At 36.5% G+C, this 16,212-nt stretch carries 16 protein-coding genes; 3 read left to right on the forward strand and 13 right to left on the reverse strand.

Going from position 1 to position 16,212, the window contains the following annotated elements:
* Positions 1-193: 193 nt before the first annotated feature.
* The 3 genes from J416_RS03470 to J416_RS03480 form a co-directional block, all read right to left on the reverse strand.
* A complete protein-coding gene (locus tag J416_RS03470) occupies positions 194-769 on the reverse strand; it encodes a 3D domain-containing protein (protein ID WP_003464999.1) in 576 nt (191 codons plus the stop codon).
* A gap of 160 nt (positions 770-929) precedes the next feature.
* Entirely contained in the window at positions 930-1,241 is a 312-nt protein-coding gene (locus J416_RS03475) for a YuiB family protein (RefSeq protein ID WP_003465001.1), read from the reverse strand.
* Positions 1,242-1,366: 125 nt separating this feature from the next.
* Positions 1,367-2,587: an NAD(P)/FAD-dependent oxidoreductase gene (locus J416_RS03480; RefSeq protein ID WP_003465003.1), complete on the reverse strand. Its 1,221-nt coding sequence runs from the start codon at positions 2,585-2,587 to the stop codon at positions 1,367-1,369.
* Positions 2,588-2,823: 236 nt separating this feature from the next.
* Between J416_RS03480 and J416_RS03485 the strand changes: the two genes are divergently transcribed.
* Complete coding sequence (locus J416_RS03485) at positions 2,824-3,807, forward strand: NAD(P)/FAD-dependent oxidoreductase (protein WP_003465006.1); 984 nt, start codon at positions 2,824-2,826, stop codon at positions 3,805-3,807.
* 42 nt (positions 3,808-3,849) lie between these two features.
* Here J416_RS03485 and J416_RS03490 read toward each other — a convergent pair whose 3' ends face one another.
* From J416_RS03490 to J416_RS03500, 3 genes are all read right to left on the reverse strand, one after another.
* Positions 3,850-4,209, reverse strand: a complete 360-nt coding sequence (locus J416_RS03490; protein WP_003465008.1) for a HesB/IscA family protein — start codon at positions 4,207-4,209, stop codon at positions 3,850-3,852.
* Between the two features lie 97 nt (positions 4,210-4,306).
* Positions 4,307-5,164 carry a diaminopimelate epimerase gene (gene dapF, locus J416_RS03495; RefSeq protein WP_003465010.1) on the reverse strand — a complete coding sequence of 286 codons (858 nt, stop codon included), beginning with the start codon at positions 5,162-5,164 and terminating at the stop codon, positions 4,307-4,309.
* A gap of 14 nt (positions 5,165-5,178) precedes the next feature.
* The gene (locus J416_RS03500) at positions 5,179-5,424 is read right to left on the reverse strand and encodes a DUF1450 domain-containing protein (RefSeq protein ID WP_003465012.1); all 246 of its coding nucleotides are present in this window, start codon (positions 5,422-5,424) and stop codon (positions 5,179-5,181) included.
* A gap of 290 nt (positions 5,425-5,714) precedes the next feature.
* Here J416_RS03500 and J416_RS03505 point away from each other — a divergent pair, with 290 nt between their 5' ends.
* On the forward strand, positions 5,715-6,371 hold the full coding sequence (locus tag J416_RS03505) for a YczE/YyaS/YitT family protein (protein ID WP_003465013.1): 657 nt from the start codon (positions 5,715-5,717) through the stop codon (positions 6,369-6,371).
* Positions 6,372-6,464: 93 nt separating this feature from the next.
* Here the strand turns inward: J416_RS03505 and J416_RS03510 are convergent, their stop codons facing one another.
* The 7 genes from J416_RS03510 to J416_RS03540 form a co-directional block, all read right to left on the reverse strand.
* Positions 6,465-8,693: an alpha-galactosidase gene (locus tag J416_RS03510; RefSeq protein WP_003465015.1), complete on the reverse strand. Its 2,229-nt coding sequence runs from the start codon at positions 8,691-8,693 to the stop codon at positions 6,465-6,467.
* A gap of 15 nt (positions 8,694-8,708) precedes the next feature.
* Complete coding sequence (locus tag J416_RS03515) at positions 8,709-9,539, reverse strand: carbohydrate ABC transporter permease (RefSeq protein ID WP_003465018.1); 831 nt, start codon at positions 9,537-9,539, stop codon at positions 8,709-8,711.
* On the reverse strand, positions 9,539-10,435 hold the full coding sequence (locus J416_RS03520; protein ID WP_003465020.1) for a carbohydrate ABC transporter permease: 897 nt from the start codon (positions 10,433-10,435) through the stop codon (positions 9,539-9,541). Before J416_RS03520 ends, J416_RS03515 begins: the two co-directional genes overlap by 1 nt.
* Positions 10,436-10,492: 57 nt before the next feature.
* Positions 10,493-11,785, reverse strand: coding sequence for an ABC transporter substrate-binding protein (locus tag J416_RS03525; protein ID WP_003465023.1), 1,293 nt, complete (start codon positions 11,783-11,785; stop codon positions 10,493-10,495).
* A 209-nt stretch (positions 11,786-11,994) separates the two neighbouring features.
* Positions 11,995-13,017 (reverse strand): LacI family DNA-binding transcriptional regulator, encoded by a 1,023-nt coding sequence (locus tag J416_RS03530; RefSeq protein ID WP_003465027.1) that lies wholly within the window; start codon positions 13,015-13,017, stop codon positions 11,995-11,997.
* A 287-nt stretch (positions 13,018-13,304) separates the two neighbouring features.
* Positions 13,305-14,603 (reverse strand): alpha-glucosidase/alpha-galactosidase, encoded by a 1,299-nt coding sequence (gene melA / locus J416_RS03535; RefSeq protein ID WP_003465030.1) that lies wholly within the window; start codon positions 14,601-14,603, stop codon positions 13,305-13,307.
* A 117-nt stretch (positions 14,604-14,720) separates the two neighbouring features.
* Complete coding sequence (locus J416_RS03540; protein WP_003465033.1) at positions 14,721-15,605, reverse strand: AraC family transcriptional regulator; 885 nt, start codon at positions 15,603-15,605, stop codon at positions 14,721-14,723.
* A 197-nt stretch (positions 15,606-15,802) separates the two neighbouring features.
* Between J416_RS03540 and J416_RS03545 the strand changes: the two genes are divergently transcribed.
* Complete coding sequence (locus J416_RS03545; protein WP_003465036.1) at positions 15,803-16,033, forward strand: NifU family protein; 231 nt, start codon at positions 15,803-15,805, stop codon at positions 16,031-16,033.
* Positions 16,034-16,212 lie beyond the last annotated feature (179 nt).

A 16,212-nucleotide genomic window follows, 5' to 3' on the forward strand; every position in this document is an offset into this window, starting at 1 on the left:
ATACCGCTTAGGCAAAATACGGAGACTCCTGCGGGAACGCACGAGTTGAAGATCCACTGTGTGAAGAGTCCATCTTCACACAGTTAGCTGAAGCCGTGCCCGCGGAAAGCGAAGTATTTTGCCTACGGCTTAATGTCAAATTGTTCGGATTCTTGCTCTTGTTATTTAGTTTTGTCCCAGCCTCTTTTATCGTTTATTCAGCTTTATATTCTGAACGGAAGACTTGTAACGCTTCAGTGTTATTTAAATCGGTTAACACTTGTTCTGTCAGTTTTCCATCGCCGTATTCGATCACATACACTTCTACTTGTTTCTTCCCCCATTGATCATATACTTGTTCTACGGTAGGGTAATATAAATCGATTTTGTTCCCATTGATCGCTCCGCCTTTATCAGCGACTACCCCGAATCCATAATCAGGAATATACAAAATTGTTCCGAGCGGAAACACTGTTAAGTCTGCAGCAATCGTAGAATATAAATCTCTTGTTACTTTTACACCAGAATACGTAATGCCGTAAGCTGGATGATCGGGACTCTTTCCCGTTGACTCAACGCCAGCTGTATATCCAGTTGCAATCACTTCTTTCGTCCGATACTGATCTAAATCGAGCGTATCTTCTAAACCTTCCGGCTGTTCGACTTGCTCGCTAGAAATGTAGATTTGAGGCGCATCAACGTGTTTTATCTGCTTCTTTTCCATTCGTTCGACAGTATAATCACGATGAGTGAGTATTTGAGTTGGCTCTTCTTGATAGATATTATTCATGGCCTCCATCACACTGATATTTGACAAGAAAGTGTACGTTGATAAAACGGCCGAACAGAAAAGAATCGTGAATACACATCTTCTTATCCATTTCAAAATAAACATAAAGGATCACACCTTTCTTGGTGTCATCCTTTCCAATCTAGCGATATTTTATACCTTAAAACATTTGATAGCCACTTTTTCGTAGAAAGCGAATGACAAAGCCAGCAGCAATCGTTCCAACAAAACCGGCACCGAGGATAAACACATCTTGCACACCTAAAGCAAGTAACTCATGGCCTACCGTCTGAAATGATTGAAGAGGTTGCGTGAAGTAGTTGAAAAATGGAAACGGATCAACAATCAACACAACGATGATGGGGAAAACAATAACCATCAACCATGTTTGTTTTAAAATCATATTTAATATGAAACTAATGCCGAAAAATAACACGAAAAATAATAACATGGAAATAATTAATTGAATCATTACGTATCTCCTTCTTTTTCCTCTATTACTGATCATATTGTATTATGATCATCAGATTGTAGCAAGCAACGTCAAGAAATTGTCACAGTTGCTAAAGAAGCAGAGGTTTTCGCCTCTGCTTCTTTTTATTTGGTAAAGATATTCAATTTCCCTTTTTTCAACACAAGTCCAAGGCCACCGATTTTAAACAGTGCGCGATTATCAATCATTTTCTTCATCACCGTAGCTGTCCAACCGTAAAGTTTCTTGCCACCGAGTACAGCACCCATCGCATCATTATGACCAAGAGAACAAACGGTTCCTCGATCATTGAATTCAAAGTGTTCTAATTCGCCACCTTTAACAAGTGCTGCAATATTATGTGCACAAACTTCCGCTTCTTGCATAGCAATTTGTGCTGTTGGTGGATATGGGCGGTCGGTTTCTTTATTCCAGATAAGCGCACAATCACCTACGACGAATACATCTTCATGTGACGGTGCACGCAATTCTGGTGTTACGTCCACTTTGCCTCGATTATGTTCTAGACCAGACTCTTCTACAAGGTGGTTAGCGCGAACACCCGCTGCCCAAACAGTGGTTAATGATGGTATATCTTGTTTTTCACCGTTTTGTTCAATCGTAATACCATCTTCACGAACTTCTTTCAAGAATGCTCCCAATTTAAATTCAACACCACGAGCTTCTAATGAATTCATCGCATATTCAATTAATGCTGGATCAAAACCTGGCATAATCGTATCCATTGCTTCTACGTTAATGATACGAACTTTACTGCGATCAATATCATATTCTTCACAAAGTTCTGGAATACGGTTCGCTAATTCCCCTAAAAATTCGATACCGGTAAAACCGCCACCGCCGACAACAAATGTTAAACGTTCCGGTTTTGGTTCTGCTTCATTATTATACTTTGCAAATTGATACTCGATATGCTCTCGAATCAAACGTGCTTTGTTAATACTACCAATTGTAAAGGCATTTTCTAGTAATCCTGGAATGCCAAAAGTAGCCGCTTCAAAACCGAGTCCTACAACTAAATAGTCATATTCTAGCATACCGTCTTCTAGTTCTACTTTCTTTTCATCTGGTTTGATCGCAGTAACTGTGTCTTGAACAAAATTAATTTTCGCTGAATTGATGATGTCTTGAATTTTGACACGACTACGATCATGATGTAATGTACCTGCTGCATTTTCGTGCAACCAAGTAGATTCATAGTGGTAGTCATTTTTGTTTACTAACGTAATGTGTGCATCATTTACCCCTAGCTCTTTTTGCAGTTTCACAGCAGTTGTTAAACCGCCATAACCTGCCCCCAAAATCACGATATTTGGTTTGTTCATGCCTCTCACACCTATCCATTTAAGTATTTTTTGTGTACGTGATATATTTCACGTAATTAAATGTAATGAAACAAAAATATATATTAAGTCCCTAATATATATTAGACTTTTTTACGACATTTTTCAACCCTTAAAAATCTCTTAAAAGACTTTCAAAAGTAGTTACTATTCATTTATTTGTAAATTGTGTTACAATATGAGTCATTGACGTATGTTTCTTATAGGGGGATTGAAATATGTCTAATGAGGTTTATGATATAACGATTATCGGCGCTGGGCCAGTCGGTTTATTCACTGCTTTTTATGGTGGTATGCGCCAGGCGTCCGTTAAAATAATTGAAAGTCTACCACAAATTGGTGGACAACTCAGTGCATTATATCCAGAAAAATATATATATGATGTCGCCGGGTTTCCAAAAGTTCGTGCGCAAGAACTAGTAGACAACTTGCAAGAACAGGCGGATTTATTTGATCCAGAGATTGTCTTAAATCAGTCTGTCGAAAGAGTAGAACGTTTAGAAGATGAAACGTTCCGTATAACGACACCTACCGAAGAACACTTTTCCAAAGTGATTATCATTACAGGCGGAAATGGTGCTTTCCAACCAAGGAAATTAAAATTAGACAACGCCGAACCATTTGAAGATAAAAACCTTCACTATTTTGTTGATAATATGGATCAATTCCGTGATCAACGTGTCGTTCTGTTTGGTGGTGGAGATTCAGCTGTTGATTGGGCTCTTATGCTCGAACCGATTGCAAAAGAAGTGTCGATTGTACACCGACGAGATACATTCCGCGCCCATGAACATAGTGTCGAATCACTTCATCAATCGAAGGTAAATATCTTAACGCCTTATGTGCCTGAGCGTTTTATTGGTGAAGATTACATCGAACAAGTTGTTGTCAAAGAAGCAAAAGGTGATAATGAGAAGATATTGGATGCGGATCACGTATTAGTCAATTACGGATTTATTTCATCACTTGGTCCAATTAAAAATTGGGGCTTAGAAATTGATAAAAACAGCATTGTTGTCAATTCAAAAATGGAGACGAATGTGACAGGAATCTATTCTGCGGGTGATATTTGCACCTATCCTGGAAAAGTCAATTTAATCGCTTCTGGATTTGGGGAAGGTCCAACAGCTGTCAATAATGCAATGGCCTATATGAACCCAAAAGCACGTGTACAACCAAAACACTCAACTAGCATGTTTTAAAAAAAGCCCAACAGTCACAAAATAGACTGTTGGGCCTTTTTTTTAACAATTTTCCGGTGTACCTTCTCGTTCCTTCGCTTTAAAGGAAGATCCACACCCACATGATACCATGGCATTCGGGTTATCGATCGTAAATCCGCCACCCATCATGTTTTGCTTGAAATCGATGGTCGTTCCTTCAATGACATCAATATCAAATTTTTTGATTGTAACAGGAATACCATTTACTTCTTCTACGTGATCCAATTCATCATTTACATCATAATCGAAACCAAGAGAGTATGATAAACCACTACAGCCTCCACCTTTTACTCCAAAGCGCAGACGAACAGTTTCTGGATCTTCTTCCTTCATCATTTCTTCTATCTGATATCTCGCATTATCAGTAATATTTAAAACCATAGAAAAACTCCTTTTTCTATCTAGAGTATGTGTATTCTTTACTTACAGTATACAAGGGAACAAATACTAGTTCAATCTTTCTGTTTTAAAATGTCTTTTATCTTTCCCAATAAAACGTTCCTGCTATGGTGGTTTCTGCTTTTCCTCGCATCCATACCCGGCCATCCGATGCCCACGTAATATATAAATCGCCACCGGCAAGGTGTACAGTGATTTCTTTATCTTGATTCAATGCTTGATTCAGCGTTGCTGCTACCACAGCCGCACACGCACCTGTCCCACAAGCTTGCGTAACACCTGAACCACGCTCCCATACACGGAAATGCAACTCTTCGTCATTCACTTTTTCGATAAATTCAACGTTAACCCCTTCCGGAAATCGCTTGTCGTTAGAAATAATTGGCCCAAGTTCGTATAGAGGCGCATTGTCCATCTGATCAACAAAAAATACAGCGTGAGGATTTCCCATCGAAACAGCTGTTACAGACATTTTTTCCCCTTCTATTTCAAATGGTTCTGCCACTACTTTTGATGCATGATCACCTTGCATAGGAATCCGACTTCTTTCTAATATTGGTTCTCCCATATCAACTGTCACTTGGTCGATACATGCTCGATCTCCATGAACTTCAGCGGTGACATTTCCACCTTTTGTTTCAATAGCAAACTTTTTTTGGTTGATCAATTCTTCTTCGTAAGCATATTTCGCCACACAACGTAACCCATTGCCACAGTTTTTTCCTTCCGAACCATCTTTATTGAATATCCGCATCCCCACCTCAGCAACTTCACTCGGATGAATGAGAATTAATCCGTCTGATCCGATTCCAAAATTTTGATCAGATACAGTTTGTGCTAAATCACTAAGGGTATCCTCCGCCAATGAAAACTTGAATAAATCAACAAATATATAGCTATTTCCTAAACCATGCATTTTTGTAAATGGTATATTCATGTTTATCCCTTCTTTCACAACTCATGAATCAGTTCTTCGTCGATATATTCGTAAACTTGTTCGACTAACTCGTCTGGTGTAGAGGCTGTAATGGGTTTTCCGTTAACAACAGCAACATGTTGAAGGCGACAGATCCCGCACAATCGTAGACACTGATGTTCGACGACCTCTAAATCTGGATCTGTTTCTAACTGTTTCTGTGCCTGGTGAGACCCATTGGCTAGATTCGTTACACAAAAATCAATCGTTATCGAAAACATAATGTGACACCTCTACTATCAACATACAAAAAACCTAACTCGACTCCATCCTTATAAGCGAAATTATAGCAAAATCCAACAGAAGAATAAAGTACATACGAATCATTCATTAAGGCGTATTCTTATTTATTTTCATCTAAGCAATAAACGACTTTTTCTTTCTTAAAAACCTACCATTTCTTCGCTACATAAGATATAATTTAAACGTGTCCACCTTTACCACAAATAATTCTATAGTAGAAACCTAAGATTTCACTTTTCAACAGCCTTTCATCTAGGAGTACAACGATATGACAAATATATCGATCAAAAAATTTTTAATGATGCTTATCGGAAATTTATTTATCGGCCTTGCCGTTGCCCTATTTCGAATCAGTGCGTTAGGGACTGATCCATATTCCACATTAAATTTAGGAATAAGTAATAACCTGCAACTTTCTTTTGGTGTTTATCAGTTATTTTTTAATATCATCCTACTAGTGCTTATATTCTTTTATTATAAATCATCGATTGGTATCGGAACAATTGTAAATATGATTGGCATTGGATTTATATCAGATTTCATCGTCTACGGATATACCGCATTCTTTGATGACTTAAGTATACTTACTATTAGGGTAACCATCATGTTCATTGGTGTAATCTTCGCCAGTTTAGGAGTTGCTTTATATATTACTCCTAACTTAGGTATGGCTCCATATGACGCATTAGCTTTTGTCATCATGAAACTATCTAATGAAAAAATCCCTTTTCCAGCTGCCAGAATTACAACTGATCTTTTATGTGTGGGTATTGGGTTTTCTTTTGGGGCAGTCATAGGTGTTGCCACGATCATACTGGCTTTTTTCACAGGTCCATTCATTCAATTTTTCCGTAAACGTATAGCTGAACCAATATTATTCAACGAAAAAGATCCGACTGTAACACCAGTTCCGGTGCGTAAGTAAATTACATCATAAGGATCATCCATAATAACTGAATTTTATAGCCGCTAGACAAAGAAAAAGGATCTCCACGTAAAAGTAGAGATCCTGCATTTTTTATGAATATTTATAGAGTACAAATAAACGTGAATAGAAATCACCAGACACATGATGCTCAGGATATTCTTTGAATCGTTCATGGTCTAGCAAAATACCAATCTCCATTAACTCATCACCATTATAAATACCTTCATAACCTTCAATTTGGTAACTGGCGCTTTCTTCTAACCCTTTTAATTGTAGTCGCCTAAACCCTTCATTCGGCTTACACAATACATGATAATCTCCAACGATCGCCTTCGATTGGTCTTTTGCTACTACGATCCACGACGTTCGATTTCCGTCCTTTTCAAACGGACTGTTTAGCCGATAAAACGAACCAAATTGAAAGGTTTCTCGATGTTGTTTAAAGAAATCGATTTGTTCTTTTACGATTGACTTATCTTCATTCGATAATGTAGTCACATCTAACTCGTAACCAAAAGCTCCGAAATAAGCTACTTCCGCGCGAGTCCGTAAGCTTGTCATTCGACCTACTTGATGATTTGGTACAGCTGAAACGTGAGCTCCCATCGTACTGATTGGATAAACATAAGATGTTCCATATTGAATGTTCAGTCGTTCAATGGCATCAGTATTATCACTCGTCCAAGTTTGCGGGGCATAATATAGCATTCCTGGATCAAAACGGCAACCGCCACTAGCGCATGATTCAAATAAAACGTTCGGAAACTCTGACGTTAATCGTTCATATAAATCATAGACACCCAAAATATAACGGTGAGTAACTTCTTGTTGTCGATTAGGAGGCAAAGCTGCAGAACCAATCTCTGTCATGTAACGATTCATATCCCATTTCACGTAAGAAATTGGTGCATCACGTAAAACCTGTGCCATCATGTCATAAATAGCGTCAACTACTTCCTTCCTAGAAAAATCAAGCACGTATTGGTTTCGTCCATGGGATGGTTGACGATCAGGTACATGAATCATCCAATCAGGATGTGTTTTGTAAAGTTGACTCATTTTTGAGACCATTTCTGGCTCGAACCATAAGCCAAATGCCATACCAAGATCCGTTATTTTTTCTGCTAAACCTGTGATTCCATTCGGTAATTTATCATAATCGACATACCAATCACCTAAAGACGTAGTGTCATCGTCACGTTTACCAAACCAACCATCATCTAATACAAATAGTTCAACACCCAACTCTTTTGATTGTTTGGCCATTTCTACAATTTTTTCTTCATTAAAATCAAAATACGTACCTTCCCAGTTATTTGTTAATATTGGCCGGGTATGATCTCGCCATTTTCCACGAACCAGTCGACTTTGGTATAATTGGTGGAAGTTTTGACTCATTCCATTTAACCCTTCATTCGAATAAGTCATTACTACTTCAGGTGTTTGAAAACTTTCGCCTTGTTCTAATAACCAATGAAAATCAAATGGATGAATTCCGAGGCTAACGCGAGCTACATTTAGATAATCAACTTCAACCTGTGCAAGAAAATTCCCACTATAAACGAAGCTAAATCCATACACATCACCATCAAATTCCGTTGTATGCGATCGTTTCAGTGCAAGAAATGGATTATGCTGACTACTACTTGCGCCTCGCGTACTAGAAATTTGTTGAATACCAGATTCAAGTTTACGTGACTTGACGTGTCGCTCACGAATCCACGCCCCAGACAACTGCATCATTTCATAATCTGCATCAGGTAAATCAACATTCATACTCATTACCCGAGATAAATGTAAATTCTTTTCACCACAGTTCTTAAAATTTGCACTTCGAACAATGGCATCATACTCTTCAAAAACAGAATATATTAATAACAATTCCGCAGCGATGACTTCGTCGTATAGATAGACTTCCAATGTTTCAACGTCATCACCAGCCTCGGTATAAGTGGCAGGTAAGCCATTTAATTTCGGCTTCCCTTGATAAATCTTATGACTTTTATACTTAAAATCAGTAATTCGACTACCATTTTCTTGTATAATTTGAAAAGCAGGTTCACGAAAATCAGTTGTACCATAAGAAGGATATTCTTGCTTCGTTTGTTCTAACGAAAATGTCATATCTCCTTCTTGTAAATAAGTGATATTCGAACGGTGACCCGTTTCTAATAAATGATGAAATGAATTTTTATGACGTATTCTTTTGCCATAATAAAGATGACCTAATTGGCTATTTTCAAGTATATTAAAAATATAACTCGAATGTTTGGTTTGTAAGTGAAATTCATTTGTTTGGTCATTGTATATAATTGGCATTGCTAGAAATCTCCTTTACCCTTTTACTGATCCTGATGCTAACCCTTTGATAAAGTACTTTTGTAAGAATAGGAACAATACGACCATTGGAAGCATTGCGATGATAGCTGCTGCCGCTACTAAATTTAAATTATTTGTATTCGCACCAAAAAATTTCGATAAAGCGACTGTCATCGTTTGTACTGATTGATCTTGTAAGAAGAAGATCGCAAACTGATAATCATTCCAAATAAACACGCACGAAATAATCAAAACTGATGCAGTAACTGGTTTTAATAATGGGAAGACGATTCGGAAAAAAATCCCCACTGTACTTGCTCCATCGATTCTTGCTGATTCTTCAAGCGATTTAGGAATAGTTGAACGAATAAATCCCGCATATAAGAAAATGGTTAGTGGAAGAAATGCTGCTACGTTATTTAATACAGCTACCGTTCTTGTATTCATTAAGCCAATATCTACGACTAATTGATACAAAGGGACTAAAGCCGCTAATGGTGGCACAACCATAATAGATATGAAGAACATATACATAAATTTGTTTAACTTTGTTTGTCGCCTTGCTAATGGATATGCAGCCATAGATCCGAAAACAATCAGTAAAATCGCTGCAAAAAACGTGATCACTGTTGTGTTCCACAATGAATTCCCTAAACTAGCCATTTGCCAGGCTTCAGTGAAATTGGACCAATTGATAGTTGAAGGAAATACCCATTTTGAGCTAAAGTCACCTTTTGCTTTCGATGCCGTTGTCATTAAAATATAAAAAGGCATAAAATGAAATATGGTAACGACAATTGCTATAATTGAAAGAACAGTTTTTTTCTTTCTCGAAGAAAAATCCATTATGCTTCAACCTCCTTACGTCGGAAGTAGATAAGTGCTGAAAAACTCAATATTAAGATAATAATCATCATGAGCACACCTTGCGTTGCGGCGTAACCAGCATCTTGACGGGCAAAATATAAATCATACATAAAGGTAGACATGGATTGTGATGAATTTCCTGGCCCACCACCAGTTAAGGAAATAATGACATCAAATAGTTTCAAGCCACCTATAATATTAACTACCATATTAATCGTTACTGACGGCATAATTAATGGTAATGTAATATTTTTAAACTGTTGAAAAGAAGTCGCACCATCAATGTCTGCTGCTTCATAGAAATCTTTAGATATACTCTGTAGACCAGCTAGATAAATAATCATGGCTATACCCACAAATTGAAACGTATTAACAAATACAATGATCCAAATATTTAAGTCTGGATTACCTAAAGCGTTAATTTTATCTAAACCTAAGCCCATTAACACGTCATTTAATGCACCATTTTGATAAGCAAAGAAGAAATACCAAATATATCCCATGATTAATGGACTAATAATGACTGGTAAATAAACAATCGTTCTTGTTATTGCTTTAAATTTAATACTTTGATTTAACAACAACGCATAGCCTAAACCTAAGACATTTTGAAAAATTGTACTGCCTATCCCATATAATAATGTGTTCCTTACTACTGTCCATGTATCAGGATCTGTCAGCATTCGTGTATATTGCTGGAATCCTACAAAATCTGAATTTTGTGAGAAACCATTCCAATTAGTAAACGAAATCCGAATTCCGTCTAGGAAAGGGTATACAATAAAAAAGGCAACAAACAGGAATGCTGGCAAATACATCCACCAAAGAGACGAATGTCTTCCAATTTTCGCAGGTTTCTTTATCTGCATACTCATCTGATTCAACTCCTATTAGGGTGAACGAGTAGGAGAAATACCTACTCGTCCATCCGATTATTCTTCTGAATTCTCTTGTTCTAATAATCGAGTATATTCTTTTGACATTTGCTCAGAAACTTCTTCAGGTGACAGCGTTTCAGATAATAATTCTTGTCCTGTTGTTCCCATTGGCTCCCACATTCCACTTGGCAAATACACACGATCAAAATATGGTCTTACTTTGATGTCTGAGTATTGATCATAGTATTTTTGATAATATATATCTGCAGTTGCATTTGTTAATCCAGCTGGTAAAGATGTACCTTCCGCTAATGTTTTCACGTTTTCTGGTTTCGATAAAAATTCAATAAATTTCTTTGCTTCTTCAGGATGCTCCGTATCTTTCCAAATTGCCATTGAGTGGCGTTCACCGCCGATCCAGCTAGGGTCATCGCCCTCATGTATAGCTGGTACGGGCATCACTCCTAATTCAGCATCTGGATTTAATTCTTTCACAGAATCAACCGGAACCGTTGCCATAACAAAGGCAATTTTTCCTTGCGCTAATAATTGTGTGCGTTGATGTAATTGAGCTGTTAATACATCATCATTTAACAAACCACTTTCATTCATTTCTAATAATTTCTCTGGTAAGAAGGTGTAATTTGACCAGTCAAAACTTCCATCTAGCAAAGAATCACTATAGTTATGGTCAGGATGTGTAATTAATAGCGGTGTTGCAAATTGATCAAAATATTGTCCAAATTGACCTGCATCATTACCAGCAAACCAAAATGGTGTCACTTCTCCATTACTTTCTTCTTCAATTGTTTGTAACGCACTCATAAAATCGTCAAATGTTTTCGGGGGGTCAATACCGTATTCATCTAATACATTTTTATTATAAGTCAGTCCATCTTTTGCTTGGTTGATTGGATAAGCATATACTTTTCCTTCTTCATCTTTAAATATGCTTTCCAATGCGGGATCTAAATCTGATACCCAATCCATGTTTTGTAAATTCATAACATACTCACCATATCGATTCTTTGCCCATCCATGTGTATCAAATAAGTCTGGCATATCATTCGCAGCCATTTTTACACGCAATTGACTTTCATACCCATCACCTGGGAAGTTATGATCAATGTTTATGTTCTCATGTTCTTCTTCGAATTTGGTAATAACGTCTTCTAATGCTTGTTTGTCCGATTCAACTGTAACTGTCGAATATAAAGATAATGTGACACCATCACCTTCATTATTACCCTCACCGTTTGATCCATTTGATGAGTCTCCACTTGAACATCCCATTAATAAAATTGAAATTAAACCAATCGATAAAAGCGCTTTCAAATATGTCTTCATCATTTTACCCCTTTTCTTTTGAATAGTTGACCAAATCAAATAGTTGCTAGGAGTACATTTTTACTATTATAATTAATAGTGTACTCTTCACCGAGAGTGCTATTAGTCCTAGAAGTGTCCCACTAAGACTTTCTAGGGCTATCGTTCTTTTGCAGCCTGCAGTAATATCGGTTATCACCTCCTTAAAGTAGTCACAAATCACTTTATACTTACTTATTTGCTCCACAACTTTCTCTTTGAACAAAACTCGTAGGAACGGTAACTTTTAAGGGTGTTTCACGACCTTTTAAACGATCCATTAATAATTTCACACCCGTTCTTCCCATTAGTTCTGTTGGAATATGAACTGTTGACAAAGGACAACTGGCGAATTTAGCCATTTCTACATCATCAAAACTTACTATAGCTATATCGTCTGGTACTTTTATATGTCTTTCTTGCAGTGCTCTCAATGCTCCAATAGCCATTGGATCACTTGCTATAAAGAACGCTTCTGGTAAATTGCCTTGTTGTATGGCTTCAGTCATTAAGCGGTAACCTTCTGACATTGTAAATTCACCTATAAATTCATGATCAGGATTGTATTGATTCAATTGTTGCATCGTTTGTTTATAATAGATATAGCGATCATCTTCAAATTTTCTTTTCATTCCTTTCGTATGTTCCGCTTGATGACCTCCAATGTAGCCGATTCGCTTATAACCTAACTGAAACAAATGATCTAATGCTAAGTTTGTTGCGTTCTTGAAGTCAAATGTAACTGAATCGTATAAATGTTCATTAGGTGAATAATCTACATAAACAAAATGCTTTATTTTTTCACTTAATTGCTTAATGACTTCTGTATCGATTTTTCCGATGACGATAAGTCCATCAAGTTCTTCATTAATTTTTGATAGTTCCACATTAAAAATTCGATATATTTCTGTACATTCCATCCCTAATTCCTTACATTGATGCTCAACACCTTGCCTAATTGATAAGAAATAAGGGTCACTCAGTTCTTCCTCCAAAGATTGGCATAAAAAGATACCAACTTTATAAGTGACATTCTTTTTATCAATTTGCTTTTTCCGAACACTCATCGTTTTATAATCTAAGCTATTGGCAACATCCAATATTCTTTGACGCGTTTCTTCTGCAACAGATAAGGATTCATCATTGTTTAAAACTCTTGATACGGTTGCAGGAGAAACATTAGACTTATCCGCAATATCTTTTATCGTCGTCATACATCATCACTGCCCTCGAATTTAGTAAAATTATAATCTTTAAAGATTTTTATTTAGTAAATTTTTATTAAGTTATATTAACTTTATCACATAATTAAAGCGTTTACAATATGTATTAATAAAAAAATTCGTTGACATTTATTTATTTTTACTAAAAATATACTTATAATTTTACTTATTAACTAGCAAATGCATCATCTTAATATTAAAAAACGGACTAATTTCTATCAGGGAAAATTAGTCCGTTTTTGTCTATTTTTTTATCGATAGCTATTTAAGATTGTTTTTTATTTATATTCCGGAAGCCAATCACCATGTGCTTCGATTAAGTCGTCACATAATGCAATGATATCATCCATGGATAATTCAGCAGCCGTATGGGGATCTAATAACGCTGCTTGATAAATTTTTTCTTTCTTTTGTGTTAATGCAGCTTCAATTGTTACTAGTTGGGTATTAATATTCGTGCGATTTAACGCCGCTAGTTGTTCTGGTAAGTCGCCAACATAAGTTGGATTTACACCACTGGCGTCTACTAAACATGGCACTTCAACAACTGCATTCTCAGGCAAATTACTAATCAAACGTCCCGTATTTAATACATTACCTCCAATTTTTATCGGCTGATTCGTTTCCATCGCTTCAATAATATAAGATCCATATTCGTGTGTACGTTCATGTTGAAGGTTTTCATCATTGACGATATCATCACGCATTTGTTTCCATTCTTCGATTTGATTCACACAACGGCGCGGATACTCATCCAATGGAATATTCAGTTGATTAATCAATTCTGGGTACTGACTCTTAATAAAATAAGGATGATATTCTGCGTTATGCTCAGACGATTCTGTGACATAGTAACCGAATTTATCCATTAATTCGAATCGCACCATATCATCATGAGTTTCTTTTTGTTTTTCCTTCGCTCGCCTTTTAATTTCTGGATATAAGTCTTCACCATTTCGTGTAATTTCTAATAACCATGCCATATGGTTGATGCCAGCGATTTTCCATTGGATCTGATCTTTTGGCATATCTAATGCATCTAGTAATTCATCGGCACAAACTTGAACACTATGGCACAATCCAACCGTCTTGATTCCTTCTTTCAACATAACATTCGTTAATACCGCCATTGGATTCGTATAATTTAAGAACCATGCATCTGGGCAAACTTCCTTCATATCACGAGCAAACGCCTGCATGACTGGAATTGTTCTTAAGTTACGAAAGATACCGCCAATTCCTAGTGTGTCTGCGATCGTTTGTCGCAAGCCATATTTTTTCGGTACTTCAAAATCTGTAATCGTACATGGATCATAGCCACCAACTTGAATCGCATTTATAACATATTTTGACCCGCGCAGTGCTTCCTTACGATCATGATACGCTTTCACGGTTACAGTTGAATGCAAACTTTTTTTCAAATTATTTAACATCATTTCTGAATCATGTAATCGTTCATGATCAATATCGTATAATGCAAACTCAAAATCTTGCAACGCATCTACCGTCATACAGTCACCTAGTAAATTTTTAGCAAAAACCGTGCTTCCTGCTCCTAAAAATGTTATTTTAGACATATTTCTTACCTCCTTATGATTCGTATAAAATTGCTATATACTACGTTCATCATAAGTCCTCAAGTAAACGTTTACAACCGTAAATAAATTTGAAATGTGTAATATATTGCTATAAATTTAGTCTATGAACAAACGATCAACTGGCATGACGGACTTGTTTTGACGATATTTTGTTGGTGTTTCATTTAGTATACTTTTAAATACTTTACTAAAATAATTACTTGATGAGAAGCCTACCTTATTGGCAATGTCTGCAATAGAATGATTGGTGTGTTGCAACAAATATATGCCCTCTTCTATTCGGATTTTCGTCAAAAATTGCATCGGTGTGTCTTTTAATGATTTAGCAAATAATCTTGTAAAATGATATTTCGACAACCCTGAGATCGTCACAATATCATCTAAACCAATATCATTTGCATAGTTCTCCTTCATAAAAGTCATCGCTTTGGCCACTGCAACGGGTAAATGTCCTTCTTTCTGTTGGTCATATTCAAGATATTGCATGCATTCCATTAAAAATTGATACGCATAGCCACTCGCCTCGTATCCATGATGAATACCAGTCGTTTCAATGATTTCGATCAGTCGTAAAATATGTTTAATCGGACGTGAATGATTGGGCCAATGAAAGATATGTCCATAATTTGCTGTCATTGATTGAAAACACCTATGTGCTTCTTCCCCGTAAACTGTTATAAATATAAATTCCCACTTTTCAGAGTCAGGTGGTAAGTAATAACAATGATCGCTCGGAATCTCCACAAAAAATGCATCACCTTTTGATAACGTATATGTATGATCTCCCACCCGAATTGCACCATGTCCGTTTAATGTATATTGAAAAACAATACGCCCTACTTCTTTTCGCTCTAATCCATTCCACACATAAGAATGCTCTGTGCGTGTTTCCTTTCCGATCGAATGAAGACCAGCCACCCGTTCTTGATGATCACCTTTCAATCGAAAACCATATGTATTGTATGTCGCAAAAGCTAGCATTGAACAACCTCCGTTTCAAAAGATAACTTTCTCTTTAGCTTTTTATTATATTGATAAAGTTAGATAATTTACAAATCATACGAATATGATAAAATGGAAGTAGTATTGAAAATCTTTATCATTAAATTACACATAATATAGATTTTTCTTCCTTACCTCAACACATTGAAGTTAGGAATGAAAGGAGCCGATTGAAAATGGAAGAACAATCAGAACAAGTACAAGAAGTATTAAGTAAGCTACGTCCATTTTTATTACGTGATGGTGGTGACGTAGAATTAGTTGATGTGGAAGATGGAATTGTCCGCTTGCGCCTCATGGGAGCATGTGGTAACTGTCCAAGTTCTACCATTACATTAAAAGCAGGAATTGAACGCGCATTGATGGCAGAAGTTCCTGGCGTCACTGAAATTGAACAAGTATTTTAACTCTCGTAAAACTGCAACAACAACACGTACTTTTTATATAATCGTATATGTAAGATAAGAAAAGATAGTATATGCCATCAAGGTATACTATCTTTTTTATCATTTTAGCTCTTGTTTTTGTCTTCATTGCTGCTATGACGGCACTTTTTTATCATTTCAGCTCTCTTTTCTGTCTTCAT

It is taken from the genome of Gracilibacillus halophilus YIM-C55.5 (assembly GCF_000359605.1).
Lineage (GTDB): Bacteria > Bacillota > Bacilli > Bacillales > Amphibacillaceae > Gracilibacillus > Gracilibacillus halophilus.

Bases quoted from the DNA above. Each gene is read 5' to 3' on its own strand.
- J416_RS03470 (WP_003464999.1), bottom strand. From the start codon at position 769: ATGAATAATATCTATCAAGAAGAGCCAACTCAAATACTCACTCATCGT.
- J416_RS03475 (WP_003465001.1), bottom strand. From the start codon at position 1,241: ATGATTCAATTAATTATTTCCATGTTATTATTTTTCGTGTTATTTTTC.
- J416_RS03480 (WP_003465003.1), bottom strand. From the start codon at position 2,587: ATGAACAAACCAAATATCGTGATTTTGGGGGCAGGTTATGGCGGTTTA.
- J416_RS03485 (WP_003465006.1), top strand. From the start codon at position 2,824: ATGTCTAATGAGGTTTATGATATAACGATTATCGGCGCTGGGCCAGTC.
- J416_RS03490 (WP_003465008.1), bottom strand. From the start codon at position 4,209: ATGGTTTTAAATATTACTGATAATGCGAGATATCAGATAGAAGAAATG.
- dapF (WP_003465010.1), bottom strand. From the start codon at position 5,164: ATGAATATACCATTTACAAAAATGCATGGTTTAGGAAATAGCTATATA.
- J416_RS03500 (WP_003465012.1), bottom strand. From the start codon at position 5,424: ATGTTTTCGATAACGATTGATTTTTGTGTAACGAATCTAGCCAATGGG.
- J416_RS03505 (WP_003465013.1), top strand. From the start codon at position 5,715: ATGACAAATATATCGATCAAAAAATTTTTAATGATGCTTATCGGAAAT.
- J416_RS03510 (WP_003465015.1), bottom strand. From the start codon at position 8,693: ATGCCAATTATATACAATGACCAAACAAATGAATTTCACTTACAAACC.
- J416_RS03515 (WP_003465018.1), bottom strand. From the start codon at position 9,539: ATGGATTTTTCTTCGAGAAAGAAAAAAACTGTTCTTTCAATTATAGCA.
- J416_RS03520 (WP_003465020.1), bottom strand. From the start codon at position 10,435: ATGAGTATGCAGATAAAGAAACCTGCGAAAATTGGAAGACATTCGTCT.
- J416_RS03525 (WP_003465023.1), bottom strand. From the start codon at position 11,785: ATGAAGACATATTTGAAAGCGCTTTTATCGATTGGTTTAATTTCAATT.
- J416_RS03530 (WP_003465027.1), bottom strand. From the start codon at position 13,017: ATGACGACGATAAAAGATATTGCGGATAAGTCTAATGTTTCTCCTGCA.
- melA (WP_003465030.1), bottom strand. From the start codon at position 14,603: ATGTCTAAAATAACATTTTTAGGAGCAGGAAGCACGGTTTTTGCTAAA.
- J416_RS03540 (WP_003465033.1), bottom strand. From the start codon at position 15,605: ATGCTAGCTTTTGCGACATACAATACATATGGTTTTCGATTGAAAGGT.
- J416_RS03545 (WP_003465036.1), top strand. From the start codon at position 15,803: ATGGAAGAACAATCAGAACAAGTACAAGAAGTATTAAGTAAGCTACGT.